Annotated in this window: 15 protein-coding genes; 5 read left to right on the plus strand and 10 right to left on the minus strand. The window is 68.1% G+C overall.

Translation table 11 applies throughout. The features are described 5' to 3' along the window. Window positions 1–139: 139 nt before the first annotated feature. A complete protein-coding gene (locus BM060_RS01155; protein WP_074976526.1) occupies window positions 140–1,153 on the plus strand; it encodes an acyltransferase family protein in 1,014 nt (337 codons plus the stop codon). Here BM060_RS01155 and BM060_RS01160 read toward each other — a convergent pair. After that, window positions 1,150–2,211 carry a GGDEF domain-containing protein gene (locus tag BM060_RS01160; protein WP_074976529.1) on the minus strand — a complete coding sequence of 354 codons (1,062 nt, stop codon included), beginning with the start codon at window positions 2,209–2,211 and terminating at the stop codon, window positions 1,150–1,152. The genes BM060_RS01155 and BM060_RS01160 overlap by 4 nt on opposite strands. A 220-nt stretch (window positions 2,212–2,431) precedes the next feature. Between BM060_RS01160 and BM060_RS01165 the strand changes: the two genes are divergently transcribed. Beyond that, the gene (locus BM060_RS01165) at window positions 2,432–2,851 is read left to right on the plus strand and encodes a 3-isopropylmalate dehydratase (protein ID WP_074976531.1); all 420 of its coding nucleotides are present in this window, start codon (window positions 2,432–2,434) and stop codon (window positions 2,849–2,851) included. A 36-nt stretch (window positions 2,852–2,887) separates the two neighbouring features. On the opposite strand, the gene BM060_RS01170 is transcribed toward BM060_RS01165, so the two are convergent. Beyond that, on the minus strand, window positions 2,888–3,325 hold the full coding sequence (locus tag BM060_RS01170; RefSeq protein WP_074976534.1) for an HIT family protein: 438 nt from the start codon (window positions 3,323–3,325) through the stop codon (window positions 2,888–2,890). Window positions 3,326–3,446: 121 nt separating this feature from the next. Here BM060_RS01170 and BM060_RS01175 point away from each other — a divergent pair, with 121 nt between their 5' ends. Next, the gene (locus BM060_RS01175) at window positions 3,447–4,151 is read left to right on the plus strand and encodes a glutathione S-transferase N-terminal domain-containing protein (RefSeq protein ID WP_074976539.1); all 705 of its coding nucleotides are present in this window, start codon (window positions 3,447–3,449) and stop codon (window positions 4,149–4,151) included. A gap of 217 nt (window positions 4,152–4,368) precedes the next feature. Here BM060_RS01175 and hrpA read toward each other — a convergent pair whose 3' ends face one another. The 4 genes from hrpA to fadD2 all read right to left on the minus strand — a co-directional run bounded on the left by hrpA (window position 4,369) and on the right by fadD2 (window position 14,016). Further along, complete coding sequence (gene hrpA / locus BM060_RS01180; RefSeq protein WP_074976541.1) at window positions 4,369–8,406, minus strand: ATP-dependent RNA helicase HrpA; 4,038 nt, start codon at window positions 8,404–8,406, stop codon at window positions 4,369–4,371. A gap of 140 nt (window positions 8,407–8,546) precedes the next feature. After that, window positions 8,547–10,232 carry a methyl-accepting chemotaxis protein CtpM gene (ctpM, locus tag BM060_RS01185; protein WP_074976544.1) on the minus strand — a complete coding sequence of 562 codons (1,686 nt, stop codon included), beginning with the start codon at window positions 10,230–10,232 and terminating at the stop codon, window positions 8,547–8,549. Window positions 10,233–10,303: 71 nt separating this feature from the next. Then, window positions 10,304–11,989: a long-chain-fatty-acid--CoA ligase FadD1 gene (fadD1, locus tag BM060_RS01190; protein WP_074976546.1), complete on the minus strand. Its 1,686-nt coding sequence runs from the start codon at window positions 11,987–11,989 to the stop codon at window positions 10,304–10,306. Between the two features lie 338 nt (window positions 11,990–12,327). Next, window positions 12,328–14,016: a long-chain-fatty-acid--CoA ligase FadD2 gene (fadD2, locus tag BM060_RS01195; RefSeq protein ID WP_074976549.1), complete on the minus strand. Its 1,689-nt coding sequence runs from the start codon at window positions 14,014–14,016 to the stop codon at window positions 12,328–12,330. Between the two features lie 221 nt (window positions 14,017–14,237). Here fadD2 and BM060_RS01200 point away from each other — a divergent pair, with 221 nt between their 5' ends. Continuing rightward, complete coding sequence (locus BM060_RS01200) at window positions 14,238–15,188, plus strand: alpha/beta hydrolase (protein ID WP_074976551.1); 951 nt, start codon at window positions 14,238–14,240, stop codon at window positions 15,186–15,188. Continuing rightward, entirely contained in the window at window positions 15,185–15,655 is a 471-nt protein-coding gene (locus BM060_RS01205) for a MaoC family dehydratase (protein ID WP_009618521.1), read from the plus strand. The genes BM060_RS01200 and BM060_RS01205 overlap by 4 nt, the downstream gene beginning before the upstream one ends. A gap of 366 nt (window positions 15,656–16,021) precedes the next feature. Here BM060_RS01205 and ccoM read toward each other — a convergent pair whose 3' ends face one another. The 4 genes from ccoM to BM060_RS01215 form a co-directional block, all read right to left on the minus strand. Further along, a complete protein-coding gene (ccoM, locus tag BM060_RS33510; RefSeq protein WP_009618523.1) occupies window positions 16,022–16,132 on the minus strand; it encodes a cytochrome c oxidase subunit CcoM in 111 nt (36 codons plus the stop codon). A 212-nt stretch (window positions 16,133–16,344) separates the two neighbouring features. Beyond that, window positions 16,345–16,506, minus strand: a complete 162-nt coding sequence (locus BM060_RS32865) for a hypothetical protein (protein WP_167858379.1) — start codon at window positions 16,504–16,506, stop codon at window positions 16,345–16,347. Window positions 16,507–16,508: 2 nt separating this feature from the next. Then, window positions 16,509–17,102, minus strand: coding sequence for an alpha-ketoglutarate-dependent dioxygenase AlkB family protein (locus BM060_RS01210; RefSeq protein WP_074976553.1), 594 nt, complete (start codon window positions 17,100–17,102; stop codon window positions 16,509–16,511). Between the two features lie 54 nt (window positions 17,103–17,156). Beyond that, window positions 17,157–17,450 (minus strand): hypothetical protein, encoded by a 294-nt coding sequence (locus tag BM060_RS01215; protein WP_043314185.1) that lies wholly within the window; start codon window positions 17,448–17,450, stop codon window positions 17,157–17,159. Between the last annotated feature and the right edge of the window lie 198 nt (window positions 17,451–17,648).

Genomic DNA, 17,648 nt, shown 5'->3' on the forward strand with positions numbered 1-17,648 from the left:
CTGCGCTCTTGCGCAAATGCCCTTGGGGCGAATGCCCGCATGCCACCGGGCAGGTGCGCTGAACCCCGGCGGGAAAACCGCTGTCGAGGAAAGGGGCGCCCGCCGGCGCCCCTTTTCATTGGCAAGCACAGAGGTAGCGATGCTGGTTTCCCTTCAGGCGCTGCGGGCCCTGGCCGCCTGGCTGGTGGTGTTCCATCACTTCATGCAGGTGTTCTTCGATTTTCGCGCCGACAGCCTCGGCGGGCGCCTTCTGTCTACCCGCGGCCAGGTCGGGGTGGACATCTTCTTCGTCCTCAGCGGTTTCGTCATCCAGCTGTCCTGCGCCGGGCGCCAGCTGCCCGGCCTGACCTTCCTGGCCCAGCGGTTCGCGCGCATCGCCCCGGCCTACTGGCTGTACACCGCCATCACCGCGCTGATCCTCTACGCCTTCGGCAACCTGATGCCGGTCTACGGCGTGGCCCTGCCACAGTTGCTGCTGTCGCTGCTGTTCCTGCCCAGCCAGAACCCCGGCGGCTTCGGCTTCTACCCGATCCTGCCGGTGGGCTGGACGCTGAACTTCGAAATGCTCTTCTACCTGCTGTTCGCCCTCTCCTTCACCGTGGGCGAACGCTGGCGCCCCTGGCTGGTGGGCGCGCTGCTGGCGCTGGTCAGCGGCGTGCTGGCGAAGGCGCCGTGGCTGAGCAATTTCTACCGCAACCCCATCGTCTGCGAATTCCTCTTCGGCCTGCTGCTGGCCGAGCTGTACCGCCGCGGCCTGCTGCGCCTGCGGGCATCGCTGGCACTGCCGCTGGCGCTGGGCGCGCTGCTGGTGCTGCTGCACTTCCCCGCCGACCATCCCTGGCGCCCGCTGACCTGGGGCCTGCCCAGCGCGGCGCTGGTGGCCGCCTGCGTGGCGCTGGAGCCGTGGTTCGCCGGCTGCCGACCGCTCAAGGCGCTGGGCGACTGGAGCTATTCGGTGTACCTGGTCCACGTGATAGTGCTGTGGCTGGCCAGCTACTGGCTGCACCAGCGCCTGGGCCTGGGCCCGTACCAGACGCTGGCGCTGTGCCTGCCGGCGATCCTGCTGCTGTCCTGGCTGAGCTACGAATGGGTGGAGCTGCGCCTGGGCCGGCGCCTGAAGCGGGCCTGGGCGCCGCGCCCGGTGCCGGCCTAGCCGTCGCCGCAGACCAGGCGGTTGCGCCCCTGGGCCTTGCCGCGGTAGAGGCGGTGGTCGCAGCAACGGTACAGGGCCTCGGCGTCGTCGCCGTCCACCGGCCACTCGGCCAGGCCGAAGGTGGCCGACAGCGGGATGACATGGCCGCGGTACAGCAGCGGGTTGGCCGCCAGGTCCGTGCGCAGGCGCTCTACCAGCGGCGCGGCGTCGAAGCGGACGGTGTTGCGCAGCAGCAGGGCGAACTCCTCGCCGCCCAGGCGGCCGATCATGTCACCGGCGCGCAGGTGCAGGCGCAGCCGGGCGCAGAGGTACTGCAGGGCCTTGTCGCCGGCGTCGTGGCCCCAGCGGTCGTTGACGTCCTTGAAGTGGTCCACGTCCAGCAGCACCAGCACCCAGCGCTGGCCGTTGCCGCGGGACTCCTCCAGGCACCGCAGCACCGCGCGCTGGAAGGCCTCGCGGCTGGCCACGCCGGTCAGCGCGTCGCTCAGCGCCAAGCGCTGCAGCAGTTGCTGGGCCTGGGCGCGGCGGGTTTCGTAGATGTGCACGAAGGCCATGATCAGCAGGCCGCAGAGGATGGCGTTGCCCAGGTCGATCATCCCCGGGGCGTCCAGGCGCAGCGGGTGCTGGCGCAGGTAGAGCAGCGCGGCCACGCCGACGAAGGGCACCGAGAGCAAGAAGCCGCGCCACGCGCCCAGCAGCAGGTAGGCCATCACCGGCATCAGGTAGAGCCAGACGAAGGCCGTGGCCGAGGCCTGCGGCATGATGATGATGTAGACCAGGAAGCAGAAGGTGGGCAGCAGGTAGGCGTAGATCCACGGCGTCAGGTCGCGCACCCGCGCCAGGCGCCAGGTGGCCCAGAGCAGCAGCACGCAGACCAGCGCCTCCAGGCCCGCCAGCAGGTAGTTGCCGTTGAGGCACTGGAGCACCGAGAAGATCCCCAGGGTCAGCCCGGTGCAGAAGAAGATCAGGCGCATCAGCAGGCGCTGGTCGGCCAGGTCCAGTCCGCTGGTGCTGGCCGCCGGCTCCCCCGGCGCATTGGCTTTGGCCTTGTCGTGCATGGCTACCTTTCCCTGGCCCCGCCCGGCATGGCGGAGCGCTGGACGAAACGACCGCCCATCCGCGTGGATGGAGTCTAGCCAGTCCGCCCGCCCGGCATGACAGCCGGTCGTCGCCCGCCGGACGGTGCAAGCATGGCGACCAACGCCGCCACGGCGAATTCACGGCAGCTTCATCGCCGCTGCGCTAGCCTTCGAGGAACCCCAACCACGGAGGGCGCCCATGCGCGTACTGATCGCTTCGCTGTCCCTGCTGGCCCTGGCCGGCTGCTCGTCCTACCAGGCCAAGGAAACCGGCCCGGTGCCCGCCGACCGTTTGCTAGGCTTCCAGCAGGAGGCCCAGGGCGACGCCAAGGTCGAGGTCGAGCGCGACCTGGGCTTCCTCGGCGGCGGCTGCATGGTCGCCTTCAAGATCGACCGCCAGTTGGCCGCGCGCATCGCCGTGGGCGAGACCGCCAGCTTCCAGCTGCCGCCCGGCCAGCACATCGTCGGCATCGGCGCCGACGAACAGGGCGAGGGCCTGTGCAGCAAGGGCCTGCTGCGCCGCGAACTGCTGGTGGACCTCGCCGCCGGCGAGACCGCGCAGTTCCGCATCCTCAGCGACGCCAACAAAGGCTTCGACATCCTCCCGGCCCAGCGTTGACGCCCGGGCGGGGCCACGGCCCCGCCCTTCCCCGCCTTACCCGTTGATACGCCGCACCAGGCGCGCCTGCAGCTGCTCCAGCTCGGCGGGGTCGGCCTTCTGCGCGGCGTGGATGCCCAGGCCCTGGCCGGCGTAGCGCGGCACTATGTGCACGTGGATATGGAACACCGTCTGCCCGGCCGGCGCGCCGTTGAACTGGGCCACCTGCACGCCGTCGGGGTTCAGCTCCTCGACTATCACGCGGGTCAGGCGCTGCACCACGCCCATCACCTTGCACAGCGCATCGGGGTCGACTTCGAGGATGTTGCGCGCGGCGCTGCGCTTGGGCACCACCAGCGCATGGCCGCGGGACTGCGGGAAGAGGTCGAGGAAGGCGAGCACGTCGTCGTCTTCGTACAGTTTGTAGCAGGGTGCCTCGCCGCGAATGATCTGGGCGAAGATGTTCTGCGCATCGTAGGTGCCTTGCAGGCTCATGGCGCTGTCCTTGAGCGGTGGATCGGAGACGGCACCATACCGGCTCGCGGCGCCGCTGGCACCTCCCCCCTGCGCGATCGGCGGCGTATGCTGGGCGTTCGACTTTCAGACCGGAGTTCCCATGCCTTCGCTCGCCGACTTCCCGATCACCCGCAAATGGCCCGCCACCCGCCCCGACGTCCTGCAGCTGTACTCGCTGCCCACGCCCAACGGGGTGAAGGTCTCGATCATGCTGGAGGAAACCGGCCTGGCCTACGAGCCGCACCTGGTCAGCTTCGAGCGCAACGACCAGTTCAGCCCGGAATTCCTCTCGCTGAACCCGAACAACAAGATTCCCGCCATCCTCGACCCCAACGGCCCCGGCGGCCAGCCGCTGGCGCTGTTCGAGTCCGGCGCCATCCTCATCTACCTGGCCGAGAAGACCGGCCAGTTGCTGCCCCAGGACCCGGCGCGGCGCTATGAGGCGATCCAGTGGCTGATGTTCCAGATGGGCGGCATCGGGCCGATGTTCGGCCAGTTGGGCTTCTTCAATAAGTTCGCTGGCCGCGAGATCGAGGACAAGCGGCCGCTGAATCGCTATGTGGAAGAGTCCCGGCGGCTGCTCGCGGTGCTCGACCAGCGCCTGGAAGGGCGCGACTGGGTGATGGGGCAGGAGTACGGCATTGCCGACATCGCTATCTTCCCCTGGGTGCGCAACCTGGTGGGCTTCTACGAAGCGGGGGGCTTGGTGCAGTTCGAGCGCTTCAGCAATGTGAAGCGGGTGCTGGAGGCGTTCCTGGCGCGGCCGGCGGTGCAGCGGGGGTTGGGGATTCCGGAGCGGGGTTGAGCGGTACGCCTGTAGGGGCGACTGTCTTGCCGACCGCGCCGAGGCGCTTTTCGTAGGATGGGTTGAGCTTGCGAAACCCATGCGGTTGCGGTGATGGGTATCGCTTCGCTCAACACCATCCTACGAAAAGCCATGCTCGCTTATCCGCGATGTTCTGTGCGCAGGCTCGGCCCATCGCGGACGGAGTCCGCTCCTACGAAAAGCGATCAGCCCTGCGTCAGGCCTCGACCTGGCCCCACTGCTTGCTCAGCCGCTTGTCCGACACCGGCACCTTCGTCCCCAATTGCTGGGCGAACAGCGACACGCGGTACTCCTCCAGCATCCAGCGGTACAGCACCAGTTCCGGGTCGCGCTTGCCCTCCTGGGCGTGCTTGGCCTGGCGGGCCTTGTACTGGTCCCAGTAACCGGCCATCTCGCCGCTCCAGACGCGGTCGCGCTGGACCTGCCCGGCGACCTTGTCCAGACGCTGTTCCACGGCCTTGAGGTAGCGCGGGTATTCCTTCAGCCATTCCAGCGGGGTGTCGCGAACGAAGCCGGGATAGACCAGGTTGGCCAGTTGCCCCTTCACGTCGTTGAGCGGCACCGTCATGGCCAGGTCGACCTTGCCCTTGAAGCGCTTCTGCAGGCCGTGCCACAGCTTGAGGATGTCCAGCACCAGGCGGGCGATGCGTTCGGCGTGCTCGGTCCAGGTACCGCGTTTCTTCTCCGCCAGCGAAGCCAGGGCTGCGCCGTCGCGGGGCAGGCTGGCCTCGCCTTCGAGGATGCAGGCGTCCAGGCTGGCCAGGAGGATGTCTTCCACCAGCGCCTCGACGCGGCCCAGTTCGCGGTACAGCAGGCCCATCTCGGTCTGCCCCGGCAGCTTGCCACGGAGGAACTTCGCCGGCTCGGCCAGTTGCTGTAGCAGCAGGCGCTGCAGGGCGCGACGATGCTGGTACTCGGCTTCGGCCTGGGTCGGGAAGCGGTTTTCCTTGACCACCCCGCCCTCTTCCACCAGCGCCGGGTAGACCGTCATCGACAGCCCGGCGATCTTCTGCTGGGCCTTTTCCGCCACCTCGGCGAAGCCCTTGGCTTCCACCGGCTTCTGCGGCTTGTCGGCCTGGGGAATGGCCAGGGCGGCCTGGCTGGCTTCGGCGAAGCGCGCGGTGAGTTCAGCGAGGTCGCGGCCTTCGCCGAGGAACTTGCCGCGGGCGTCCACCACCTCGATGTTCATGCGCAGGTGGCTTTCCACCAGCGCGGCGGCCTCGGCCCAGGCTTCCTCGGCCACGCGGCTGCCGGTCATGCGTTGCAGTTCGCGGCCCAGGGCCCCGGGCAGCGCGCCTTCGGCGAAGGTCATCTTGCCCAGCGCGGCGCGGACGAAGTCCGGCACCGGTACGAAGTTCTTGCGGATGGCCTTGGGCAGGTTGCGCACCAGGGCCACGCACTTGGCTTCCAGCAGGCCCGGCACCAGCCATTCCAGGCGCTCGGCGGGAAGCTGCGGCAGCAGCGGCGCCGGTACACGCAGGGTCACGCCGTCGCGCGGGTGGCCCGGTTCGAAGTGGTAGGTCAGCGGCAGCTGCAGCTCGCCCAGGCGCAGGCGGTCCGGGTAGAGGCCGGCGGTGACTTCGCTGGCGTCGCGGGCCAGCACGTCTTCCTCGCGCATGATCAGCAGGTCGGGCTGCTGCTTGTGCTCGCGCTCGTACCACTTCTCGAAGCTGGCGGTCTGGTAGATGTCCGCCGGCAGGCGCGCGTCATAGTAGGCGAACAGGGTTTCCTCGTCGGCGAGGATGTCGCGGCGGCGCGCCTTGGCTTCCAGCTCGTCGAGCTTTTCCAGCAACTGGCGGTTGGCGGCAAGGCACCTGGCGCGGCTGTTGATCTCGCCGCGCACCAGGGCCTCGCGGATGAACAGCTCGCGGGCCACCGGCGGGTCGATGGGGCCATAGTGCACGGCGCGGCGGCCGACGATGATCAGCCCGTAGAGGGTCACCTGCTCGTAGGCCACCACCTGGCCGCGCTTCTTCTCCCAGTGCGGCTCCAGGTGGTTCTTCTTCACCAGGTGGCCGGCCAGGGGCTCCAGCCAGTCCGGCTCGATCTTGGCGACCATACGGGCGAACAGCTTGGTGGTCTCCACCAGCTCGGCGGCCATGATCCACTGCGGCTTCTTACGCCCGATGACGCTGGAGGGGTGGACCCAGAAGCGCCGCTGGCGCGCACCCAGGTAGTCGCCGTCCTCGGACTTCTGGCCGATCTGGCTGAGCAGGCCGGAGAGGATGGCTTTGTGCACGGCGGCGTAGTCGATGTCGCGCTTGGGCTGCTCCCCGTCTTTGTAGGAGCGAGCTTGCTCGCGAACGCTCTTTGCGTCTTTGCCGGCCTGGGGTTTCGGAGCGTTGGGTTGTTCGCGAGCAAGCTCGCTCCTACGAGAAGCATCGCCCTTGCCGAAGGGGAGTTTGAGTTCGCGGCAGATCAGGGTGAGCTGGCGGTGCGCGTCGCGCCATTCGCGCAGGCGCAGATAGTTGAGGAAGTTCTTCCGGCACCAGGCGCGCAGGGCGTTGGAGCCCAGGGCCTGGCGCTGTTCCTCGAAACCGCGCCAGAGGTTGATCAGCGCGGCGAAGTCGGAATCCGGGTCCTTCCACTGCGCATGGGCCTGGTCGGCGGCCTGCTGGCGTTCGATCGGGCGTTCGCGCGGGTCCTGCACGGAGAGCGCGCTGGCCACCGTCAGCACTTCGTTCAGGCTGCCCTGGTGGGCCGCCTCCAGCAGCATGCGGCCCAGCCGCGGGTCCACCGGCAGGCGCGCCAGCTGGCGGCCCAGCGGGGTCAGCTGGCCCTCGCGGTTCACCGCCGAGAGTTCCTGCAGCAGGGTGAAGCCGTCCTTGATCGCCTTGCCGTCCGGCGGCTCGATGAAGGGGAAGGCCTCGATGTCGCCCAGGCGCAGGTGGAGCATCTGCAGGATCACCGCCGCCAGGTTGGTGCGCAGGATCTCCGGGTCGGTGAAGGCCGGCCGGCCGTTGAAATCCTCCTCGCTGTACAGGCGCACGCAGATGCCCGGCTCGACCCGCCCGCAGCGGCCCTTGCGCTGGTTGGCGCTGGCCTGGGAGATGGCCTCGATGGGCAGGCGCTGGACCTTGGCGCGGTAGCTGTAGCGGCTGATGCGCGCGGTGCCGCTGTCGATCACGTAGCGGATGCCCGGCACCGTCAGCGAAGTCTCGGCGACGTTGGTGGCCAGGACGATCTTGCGTCCCGGCATGGGCGCGAAGATTTTCTGCTGCTCCGCCGGGGTCAGCCGCGCGTACAACGGCAGCACCTCGGTGTGGCGCAGGTTGGCCTTGCGCAGCATGTCCGCGGCATCGCGGATTTCCCGTTCGCCGGGGAGGAACACCAGCACGTCGCCGGGGCGCTTGCCGACTTCGCGCTCGTGGGCGGCGATTTCGTCCAGGGCGCGGAGGATGCCCTCGTCCACCGAGAGGTCGTCGAACAGCGCCTCGCCGTCCTCGTCCACTTCGGCGGCCAGCGGGCGGTACCAGGTTTCCACCGGGTAGGTGCGCCCGGAAACCTCGACGATAGGCGCATCGCCGAAGTGCTTGGAGAAACGCTCCAGGTCGATGGTCGCCGAGGTGATGATCAGCTTCAGGTCCGGCCGGCGCGGCAGCAGGGTCTTGAGGAAGCCGAGCAGGAAGTCGATGTTCAGGCTGCGCTCGTGGGCCTCGTCGACGATGATGGTGTCGTAGCGCTCCAGGTAGCGGTCGTGCTGGGTCTCGGCCAGCAGGATGCCGTCGGTCATCAGCTTGACCAGGGTGCTGTCGTCGCTCTGGTCCTCGAAGCGCACCTGGTAGCCCACCAGCGAGCCCAGCGGCGTGCCGATCTCCTCGGCCACCCGCGTTGCGACGCTGCGCGCGGCCAGTCGGCGTGGCTGGGTGTGGCCGATCAGGCCGTGGCTGCCGCGACCCAGCTCCAGGCAGATCTTCGGCAATTGGGTGGTCTTGCCCGAGCCGGTCTCGCCGGCGATCACCACCACCTGGCTCTTCAGCAGCGCGGCCTTGATCTCGTCGCGCTTGGCGGCGATCGGCAGGCTGTCGTCGTAGCGGATCGCCGGGACGCTGGCGCGGCGCGCCTCGACCTTGGCGCAGGAGGCCTGGAAGCGCTCCACCCATTGCGCCAGCTTGCCGTCGTCGGGGTGCTTGCGCAGTTCGTGGAACTGCCGGCGCAGGCGGTGGCGGTCGCGGATCAACGCGTGGTCGAGGCGTTGCAGGAGCTGTTCGGGGCTGGGCGTTACGTCGGTCATCGGCTGCGCTGGCGTCTGTGCCGGAGGCGGCCGCGCGCCTGGCGGCGGCCGCTTCCGGAAAGGGGCAAAGGCGCGATTGTCGCAGAGTAACGCCCCGCGTCGCCACGCCCAGTGCGTGGCGGCGGGGTTTCAGGCGCGGATCAGATGCGGAACTGGCCGACCAGCTGGCGCAGGCGCTCGCCCAGGCCGCTCAGCTCGCTGGCAGTGCGCGCGCCCTGCACGGCGTCCTCGGCCACCCGGTCCACGCCGTCGGCGATCTGGTGCACGCTGCGGTTGATCTCCTCGGCCACCGCGGTCTGTTCCTCGGCGGCGCTGGCGATCTGCGCGTTCATCGAGTTGATGGTGCCGATCAGGTTGGCCATGGCGTCCAGCGACTGCCCGGCCTGGTCGGCCTGGCTGCGGGTGCGCCCGGCCATCTCGCTGGCGCGCTGCATGGCCTGCACGGAGCCGGCGGTGGTGGCCTGCAGGCGGTCGATCATCTGCTGGATCTCGCCGGTGCTCTGCTGGGTGCGGCTGGCCAGCGCGCGCACTTCGTCGGCGACCACCGCGAAGCCGCGCCCGGCCTCGCCGGCCCGCGCCGCCTCGATGGCGGCGTTGAGCGCCAGCAGGTTGGTCTGCTCGGCGATGGAGCGGATCACTTCCAGCACGCCGACGATGCCGCGCACGTCCTGGCTGAGGGTGTCCAGGGCCTCACTGCTGCTGCTCACCTCGCCGGCCAGGTCGTTGATCTGCGCCACGCACAGGTCCACCTCGCGCTTGGCCGCCTGGCCCTCGCGGTCGGTGTCGCGGGCGGCATCGGCGGCGCGCTGGGCGCTGCGCGCCACTTCCTGGGCGGCGGCGGTCATTTCGTTGATCGCCGTGGCCACCTGGTCGGTCTCGCTGCGCTGGCCGGCCATCGCCTGCTCCGAGCGCTGCGCCTGCTGGGCGACGTTGCCGACCAGCCCGGACAGTTGCCCGGTGGTGCCGGCCACCTGCTGCACCAGGGTGTGGATCTTCTCGACGAAGCGGTTGAACGACTGCGCCAGCTCGCCCAGTTCGTCGCGGCTTTCCACCGGCAGGCGGTGGGTCAGGTTGCCGTCGCCGGCGGCCATGTCGTCGAGGTTGGCCTTGACGCGCAGCAGCGGGCGGACGATGGCGTTGCCGGTGGGCACCGCCACCAGGGCGATGATCACCAGCAGCGCCAGGGCCGAGCCGATCATCAGCGTCAGCAGGCTGTTGATCTGCCCGTGCAGATGTTCGCGGGCCTTGGCCACGTCTTCCTCGATGTCGTCCAGGTTCAGCGAGGTGCCGAACACCAGGTTCCACTTCGGCAGGTACTGCGCGTAGCCGATCTTCGGCACGACGGCGCTGTTGCCCGGGCGGGTGAAGCTGTAGTGCACGTAGTGGCTGTCGTCCTGGCCGGCGCGCACCAGCTCGCGGATGGCGTAGACGCCGTTGGGGTCGCGGAAGCTGCTGAAGTCTTCGCCGATGCGCTCTTCGCTGGTACCCTGGAAGACGCGCACCGAGCGGGTGTCGTAGCCCCAGAAGTAGCCGCCGTTGCCGTAGGCAAGGCGCTTGAGCAGCGCCACCCCGGCCTCGCGCGCCGCCGCATCGCCCTCGGCCGCGGCCTGGTACTGCGGGCCGACCGCCGCCAGGGCGACGTCGACGAACTGCTTGAGCTGGACCTGGCGGTCGTCGATCAGGCTCTGGCGGATCTGTTCTTCCTGCTGGCCGGACAGCCGCTGCAGGGCCACCAGGGCCACGGCGCAGAGCACCAGGGTGAGGATCAGGATCGGGAGTAGCGCCAGGCTCAGGACCTTGGCGCGCAGGCGCAGGGAGGGAATCACGGTGGCAGCCTCCATAGGCAGGGGCGACGGCATCAAAAAACCCGCCGTGGGGCGGGTTTCTTGTTATCGGCTCAGGCCTGGGCCTTCTTTAGCTCCTGGTCGCGCAATTCGCGACGGAGGATCTTGCCGACGTTGGTGGTCGGCAGGCTCTCGCGGAACTCCACGTACTTCGGACGCTTGTACCCGGTCAGGTTGTCATGCATGTGCTTGACCACCTGCTCCTTGGTCAGGGTCACGCCCGGGCGCGGCACCACGAACACCTTGATCACCTCGCCGGAGCGCTCGTCCGGCACGCCGATGGCGGCGCACTGCAGCACGCCCGGCAGGGTGGCGAGGACGTCTTCCAGCTCGTTGGGGTACACGTTGAAGCCGCTGACCAGGATCATGTCCTTCTTGCGGTCGACGATGCGCATGTAGCCGTCTTCCTGGATGATCGCCACGTCGCCGGTGCGCAGCCAGCCGTCCGCGTCGAGGATCTCGTCGGTGGCTTCCTGGCGCTGCCAGTAGCCCTTCATCACCTGCGGGCCCTTGACACACAGCTCGCCGCGCTCGCCCAGGGGCAGCTCGTTGCCGGCGTCGTCGATGACCTTGCACAGGGTCGACGGGACCGGGATGCCGATGGTGCCGATCTGGATGTTCTGGAACGGGTTCACCGACACCACCGGGCTGGTCTCGGTCATGCCGTAGCCTTCGCAGATGGCGCAGCCGGTGACTTCCTTCCAGCGCTCGGCCGCGGCCTGTTGCAGGGCCATGCCGCCGGAGAGCGTCAGCTTCAGGCTGGAGAAGTCCAGCTTGCGGAACGCCTCGTTGTTGCACAGGCCGACGAACAGGGTGTTCAGGCCGACGAAGCCGGTGAACTTCCACTGCGCCAGCTCCTTGGAGAAGGCGTTCAGGTCGCGCGGGTTGGTCACCAGGATGTTGTGGTTGCCGGTGAGCATCATCGCCATGCAATGGAAGGTGAAGGCGTAGATGTGGTACAGCGGCAGCGGCGCGATGAGGATCTCGCAACCCTCGTTGAGGTTGGCGCCCATCAGTGCCTTGCACTGCAGCATGTTGGCCACCAGGTTGCGGTGCGTCAGCATGGCGCCCTTGGCCACCCCGGTGGTGCCGCCGGTGTACTGCAGCACGGCCACGTCGTCGGCCTTCGGCGAGGATTCGCGCACGCTCTTGCCGCGGCCCTTGGCCAGGGCGTCGTTGAGCTTGACGGCGTTGCCGATGTGGTAGGCCGGGACCATCTTCTTGACGTACTTGACCACCGCGTTGACCAGCAGGCGCTTGAGCGGCGGCAGCAGGTCGGCGACCTCGGTAATGAGCACGTGGCGGATGCCGGTGCGCGGCAGCACTTCCTCGGCCAGGTGGGCCATGTTGGCCAGGCACACCAGCGCCTTGGCGCCGGAGTCGTTGAACTGGTGTTCCATCTCCCGCGCGGTGTACAGCGGGTTGGTGTTGACCACGATGAGGCCGGCGCGCATGGCGCCGAACACCACGATGGGGTATTGCAGGACGTTGGGCAGCTGCACCGCGATGCGGTCGCCCGGCTGCAGGTCGGTGTTGTTCTGCAGGTAGGCGGCGAAATCACCGGAGAGGCGGTACAGCTCGCCGTAGGTCAGGGTCTTGCCAAGGTTGCTGAAGGCAGGCTTGTTGGCAAAGCGTTGGCAGGACTCCTTGAGCACCGCGAGGATGTTCGGGTACTGGTCGGCATTGATCTCGGCAGCGATACCTGCTGGGTATTTGTCCTTCCAGAAATTGTCGATCATGGAAGCCCACTCCTAAGCAACAGCTTATCTTTACCGCGTACGCGGTTCTTTGTTGTGTTTGTGCCGCTTTCCCTTGAGTCGGGGAGCGAAAAGCGGGCCGAGATTAACAGCTTTGCCAAAACCCGACCAGCACCAAACACAGCCTACCCAGTCATAAAAATGACCAAAAGCAGGCAAATCGGTCACAACCCGTCCATCGGTCGGAAAAGCCCGTGCCAGAAGGGCTGCGGCCTTGTTGGATTGTCTGACAAAGACGCTGCCAGGGAAAGCGAGACAAAAAAAACGGAGGCGGGTCGTCGGACCGGCCTCCGTTCGGAGGGTTGCGAGGGCTGAAGCGGTCAGGCGCTTTCGCGCAGCTCGCGGCGCAGGATCTTGCCCACCGGGGTCATCGGCAGGGCCTCCTTGAGGACGATCTGCTTGGGAACCTTGTAGCCGGTGAAGTTCTCCTTGCAGTAGGCCTTCAGCTCCTCCACCGTCAGGCCCGGCTCACGGGCCACGACGAAGAGTTTGACGGCCTCGCCGGAACGCTCGTCCGGCACCCCGACCGCGGCGCAGTTGGCCACCTTCGGGTGGGCCATGACCACGTCCTCGATCTCGTTGGGGTAGACGTTGAAGCCGGAGACGATGATCAGGTCCTTCTTGCGGTCGACGATGCGCACGAAACCATCTTCGTCGATCACCGCGATGTCGCCGGTGCGCAGCCAGCCCTCGGCGTCCAGCACCTCCTCGGTGGCCTCCGGGCGCTGCCAGTAGCCCTTCATCACCTGCGGGCCCTGCACGCACAGCTCGCCGCGTTCGCCCACGGGCTGCTCGTTGCCCTCGTCGTCGATCACCTTCAGCGCGGTGCCCGGCACCGGGATGCCCACGGTGCCCAGGCGCGCCAGCTCGCCGTAGGGGTTGGTGCTGACCACCGGCGAGGTCTCGGTGAGGCCGTAGCCCTCGACCACGGTGCAGCCGGTGGCGGCCTTCCAGCGCTCGGCGGTGGCCGAGACCAGGGCGGTGCCGCCGGAGTTGGTGACCTTGAGGTTGGAGAAGTCCAGGTCCTTGAACTCCGGGTGCTCCATCAGCGCCACGAACAGGGTGTTCAGCCCCAGCAGCGAGGAGAAGCGCCACTTCTTCAGCTCCCTGATGAAGCCGGGGATGTCCCGCGGGTTGCTGATCAGCACGTTGTGGTTGCCGTTGTGCATCATGCACATGCAGTTCGCGGTGAAGGCATAGATGTGGTACAGCGGCAGCGGCGCGATCATCACCTCGCCGCCCTCGTTCATCAGCGGGCGGCCGTCGGGGCCGTGCTGCGACAGGCAGGCGTCCACCTGCAGCATGTTCGCCACCAGGTTGCCGTGGGTGAGCATGGCGCCCTTGGCCACGCCGGTGGTGCCGCCGGTGTACTGCAGCACGGCGAGGTCCTCCAGGCCGACCTTGACCGGCTGCAGCGCATGGCCGCGGCCCTGGCGCAGCACCTCCTTGAAGGGCACCGCCTGGGGCAGCTGGTAGTCCGGGACCATCTTCTTCACGTGCTTGACCGCGGCGTTGACCAGCAGGCCCTTGAGCGCCGGCTGCAGGTCGCCCATCTGCGCCTCGATCAGGTATTCGATGCCGGTGTCCGGCAGCACTTCCTGCACCAGCTTGCCGAACAGGTTGACGTAGACCAGCGCCCGCGCGCCCGAGTCCTTGAACTGGTGGCGCATCTCGCGGGCGGTGTACAGCGGGTTGGTGTTGACCACCACCAGGCCGGCGCGCAGGGCGCCGAACACGGCGATGGGGTATTGCAGGACGTTGGGCATCTGCACGGCGATGCGCTCGCCGGGCTTGAGGTCGGTGTTGCGCTGCAGGTAGGCGGCGAAGGCGGCGGACAGGCGGTCCAGCTCGGCGTAGGTGAGGGTCACGCCCATGTTGCTGAACACCGGGCGGTCGGCGAAGCGCTTGCAGGAGCGCTCGAACACCTCCACCACCGATTTGTAGGCGCCCAGGTCGAGCTGGCTGGGCACGCCGGCGGGACGTTTGTCGTTCCAGAATTCCGCTTGCATTGGCTGTTGTCCTCTTTATTACCTGCAAGGCTGTTCCCGGCCGGCTCCCTCGGGCATCCGGCGCAGGGGCATCCGTCGCAAAGTAGCAGTTGCCCGGTGCAGCGCAAATAGTTCGGCCATTCCCATTTACTTCGTGAATCTTGCGCCACCGCCGGCGGGATGCTGCGCAGCGCCAGGCGCTGCTAGAATGCCGCCACTCCGAGCCGGCACAAGGATTGCCCATGCCGTACGCCGCCTACTGGCTGACCGCCAGCGACCAGACCCCGCTGTACACCCACCATTGGACCGCAGACGCAGCCAAGGGCGTGGTGATGCTCTCCCACGGCATGGCCGAGCACGCAGGGCGCTACGCCCGCCTGGGCGAGGCGCTGAACGCCGCCGGCTGGTCGCTGCTGGCCATCGACCAGCGCGGCCACGGCCGCACCGCCGAGCACGGCGACCTGGGCCACTACGCCGACCAGGGCGGCTGGGGCAAGGTGGTGGGCGACCTGCTCAGCCTCAACCGCCACGCGCGCGAACAGCACCCCGGCCTGCCGGTGGTCCTGCTCGGCCACAGCATGGGCAGCTACATCGCCACCGCCTACCTGCTGCAGCACAGCGCCACGCTGCAAGGCGCGGTGCTCTCCGGCTCCAACTACCAGAGCATCACGCTGTACCGCGCCGCGCGCCTGGTGGCCCGCTTCGAGCGCTGGCGCCAGGGCCCGCTGGGGCGCAGCGCGCTGATCGAGCTCCTCTCCTTCGGCTCGTTCAACAAGGCCTTCAAGCCCAACCGCACGGAATTCGACTGGCTCAGCCGCGACACCCGCGAGGTGGACAAGTACATCAGCGACCCGCTGTGCGGCTTCCGCTGCAGCAACCAGCTGTGGCTGGACCTGCTCGGCGGCCTGGAGGACATCACCCCGATGCAGCACCTGGCGCGCATCGACAAGGCCCTGCCGCTGCTGATCATCGGCGGCGAGCGCGACCCGGTCAGCCAGGGCAAGCGCCTGCGCGACCTGGCCGGGGCGCTGGGCCGCGCCGGGCTGCGCGACGTACAGACGCAGATCTACCCCGAGGCCCGCCACGAGTTGTTCAACGAGACCAACCGCGACGAGGTCACCCGCAACCTGATCGCCTGGCTGGACGGAATCCTTTCCGCCGGTCCCGGCGCGAACCACGAGGAAAAGCCATGACCCAGGTGCAGAACGTTCCCTATGCCGAGCTCGAAGTCGGGCAGAAGGCCAGCTTCCAGCGCCCGGTCGGCGAGCGCGACATCCAGCTCTTCGCCGAAGTCTCCGGCGACCGCAACCCGGTCCACCTGGACGCCGACTACGCCGCCACCACCCTGTTCAAGGAGCGCATCGCCCACGGCATGCTCAGCGGCGCGCTGATCAGCGCCGCCATCGCCACCACCCTGCCCGGCCCGGGCACCATCTACCTGGGCCAGAGCCTGCGCTTCACCCGCCCGGTGAAGATCGGCGACGTGCTCGACGTGGAGCTGGAAGTGCTGGAAAAACTGCCGAAGAACCGCGTGCGCATCGGCACCCGCGTGCTCAACCAGAACGGCGAGGCGGTGGTGGAAGGCGAAGCCGAGGTGCTGGCGCCGAAGCAGAAGCTGGACATCGAACTGCCGGCGCTGCCGCCGATCACCATCGGCTGATCCGCGCCCACAAAAAAACGCCGCTTTCCCCCGAGGGGGAAGCGGCGTTTTTTATTCATTGCCTCGAAGCCGACTGCGCCGAGATGCTCTTCGTAGGATGGGTTGAGCCTGCGAAACCCATGCGGTCCATACCGGCGGGCACTGCTTCTGGCTTCTCGTAGGAGCGAGCTTGCTCGCGAACCGCATGGCAGCGTGTTCGTTCGCGAGCAAGCTCGCTCCTACGAAGAGCATTCCGGCCCAGCCTGCAAGAGTGGGAAGCACGGATGCAGGAGCGGACTCCGTCCGCGGGGAAAAATCGCAGGCAAAAAAAAACGGGCGACCGAAGTCGCCCCAAGTGCCTTGCGTGCTCTGTGATCGGGAAGGCGATCAGCCCTTCTTGTGGCTGTCCTTCCAGATGAAATATCCGACTCCACCGCAGAACAGGACCATCAGACCAACGGTGACAATGCCGGCGAGAACCACTTCGTCGATGAACATGATGCTGGCCTCCTGAATCCCTGTGCGTTTTGAAGATGGGCTCAGGTTAGCGTCGGCCGGGGGCGCGATATTGACCTGGATCAATGGCCGCAAAGCCCCGGTTCACGGGGCTTCGGATAACTGATCCAGATCAAGTTCGGGGCGGGTTAGGATGCGGTGCATGGCCGCGCGGGGCGGCTTCTGGCGGGATGTTCGGAACGGGCGGAGCGGATTCAGCGCTTCTTCGGCTTGCCCTTGCCCTTCTTGTGTGCCTTGCCCAGCGGCAGGGCCTGCTCGAAGGCCTTGCGCACTTCCTGCAGGCGCTTCTCGTGGACGTCGTGGATGCGCTTGTCGCGCTCGGCGTTGAAGTCGATCAGCTTGTCGTCGTTGCTCATGATCAGGCGTGCACCAGGCGGAAAGTCAGGTTCAGGCGGGGGGCGACCGGGCGCCGCGTCTTGGCCACCTGATGCTGCCAATAATGCTGTGTTGCGCCGGACATGACCAGCAGGCTGCCGGAATCCAGCGCCAGGGAGTGCTCGATGGCCGTGCGGCCCTTGCGGCGCAGGTCGAAGCGCCGCGTGCCGCCGAGGTTCAGCGAGGCCACCAGCGGGTTGCGGCCCAGCTCCGGCTCGTCGTCGCTGTGCCAGCCCATGGAATCCTGGCCGTCGCGGTAATAGTTGAGCAGCACGCCGTTCAGGCGCTGGCCGGCCTCGGCCTGCACGCGCTCGCGGATTTCCGCCAGCAGCGGCGTCCACGGCAGCGGCCGGTGCACCAGCCCGGAGTAACGGTAGCTGGCCTCGGCATCGCCGTACCAGGCCACCAGGCGCGGCACCGGGTAGTCGCGGCCGTGCAGGTGCACGCTGGGCCGCTCCCAGGGAGTATTCTCGACCAGTTCGGCGAACCAGGCCGTGGCGCAGGCTTCATCGCACCAGTGCGGGATCAGGCGCAGCTCGGCGTGTTCGAGGTGGATGGGCGCGTCGGCGAAGAGCATGGCGGTGACGGGAGGCGGGTCGGAAAGAAAAGGACAGCTTACTACGCGGCGCGCTCAGACCTCGATGTCGATCCACACGCCCTTGCGCGGCGCCTCGCCCAGGCCGTCGTCGGCGGGCTCCTCCGGCGCCTCGGGCTCAGCCTCCTCGCCCTGCGCCTGCTGCCGGCGCCGCTGGTGCTGCGGGTACTCTTCCTCCGGCGTCATTTCCGCCGGGCGGCGCTCCAGGCCCACGGCGGCATCGCCCGTGGCAGGGACCACCGGCGCCACCGGGGCGACATCCGGGCGCGAGCGCGCCGGGTCCTGCTGCGCGGTGACCGGCAGTACGTCGCTGGGGATCGGCGGGATCATGGCTGTCGCTGGCTCCTCGCGGGCTTCAGGTTGTCGGCTGGCGGCGGCAGGCGCCGGGGCCGTCGCTACACTTCACGGAACAATCCGCATCCATCCCGGTCCTGGCCGGCGGCGCGGAGCCGGCGCAGGTCCATCGCCCCCCCAAGGCGGCGATGCCACCCGGCCGCTGCGTGCGAACGGGCGTCGCTGAAAGCCGCG

This window comes from Pseudomonas citronellolis, assembly GCF_900112375.1.
GTDB classification, from domain to species: Bacteria; Pseudomonadota; Gammaproteobacteria; order Pseudomonadales; family Pseudomonadaceae; genus Pseudomonas; species Pseudomonas citronellolis.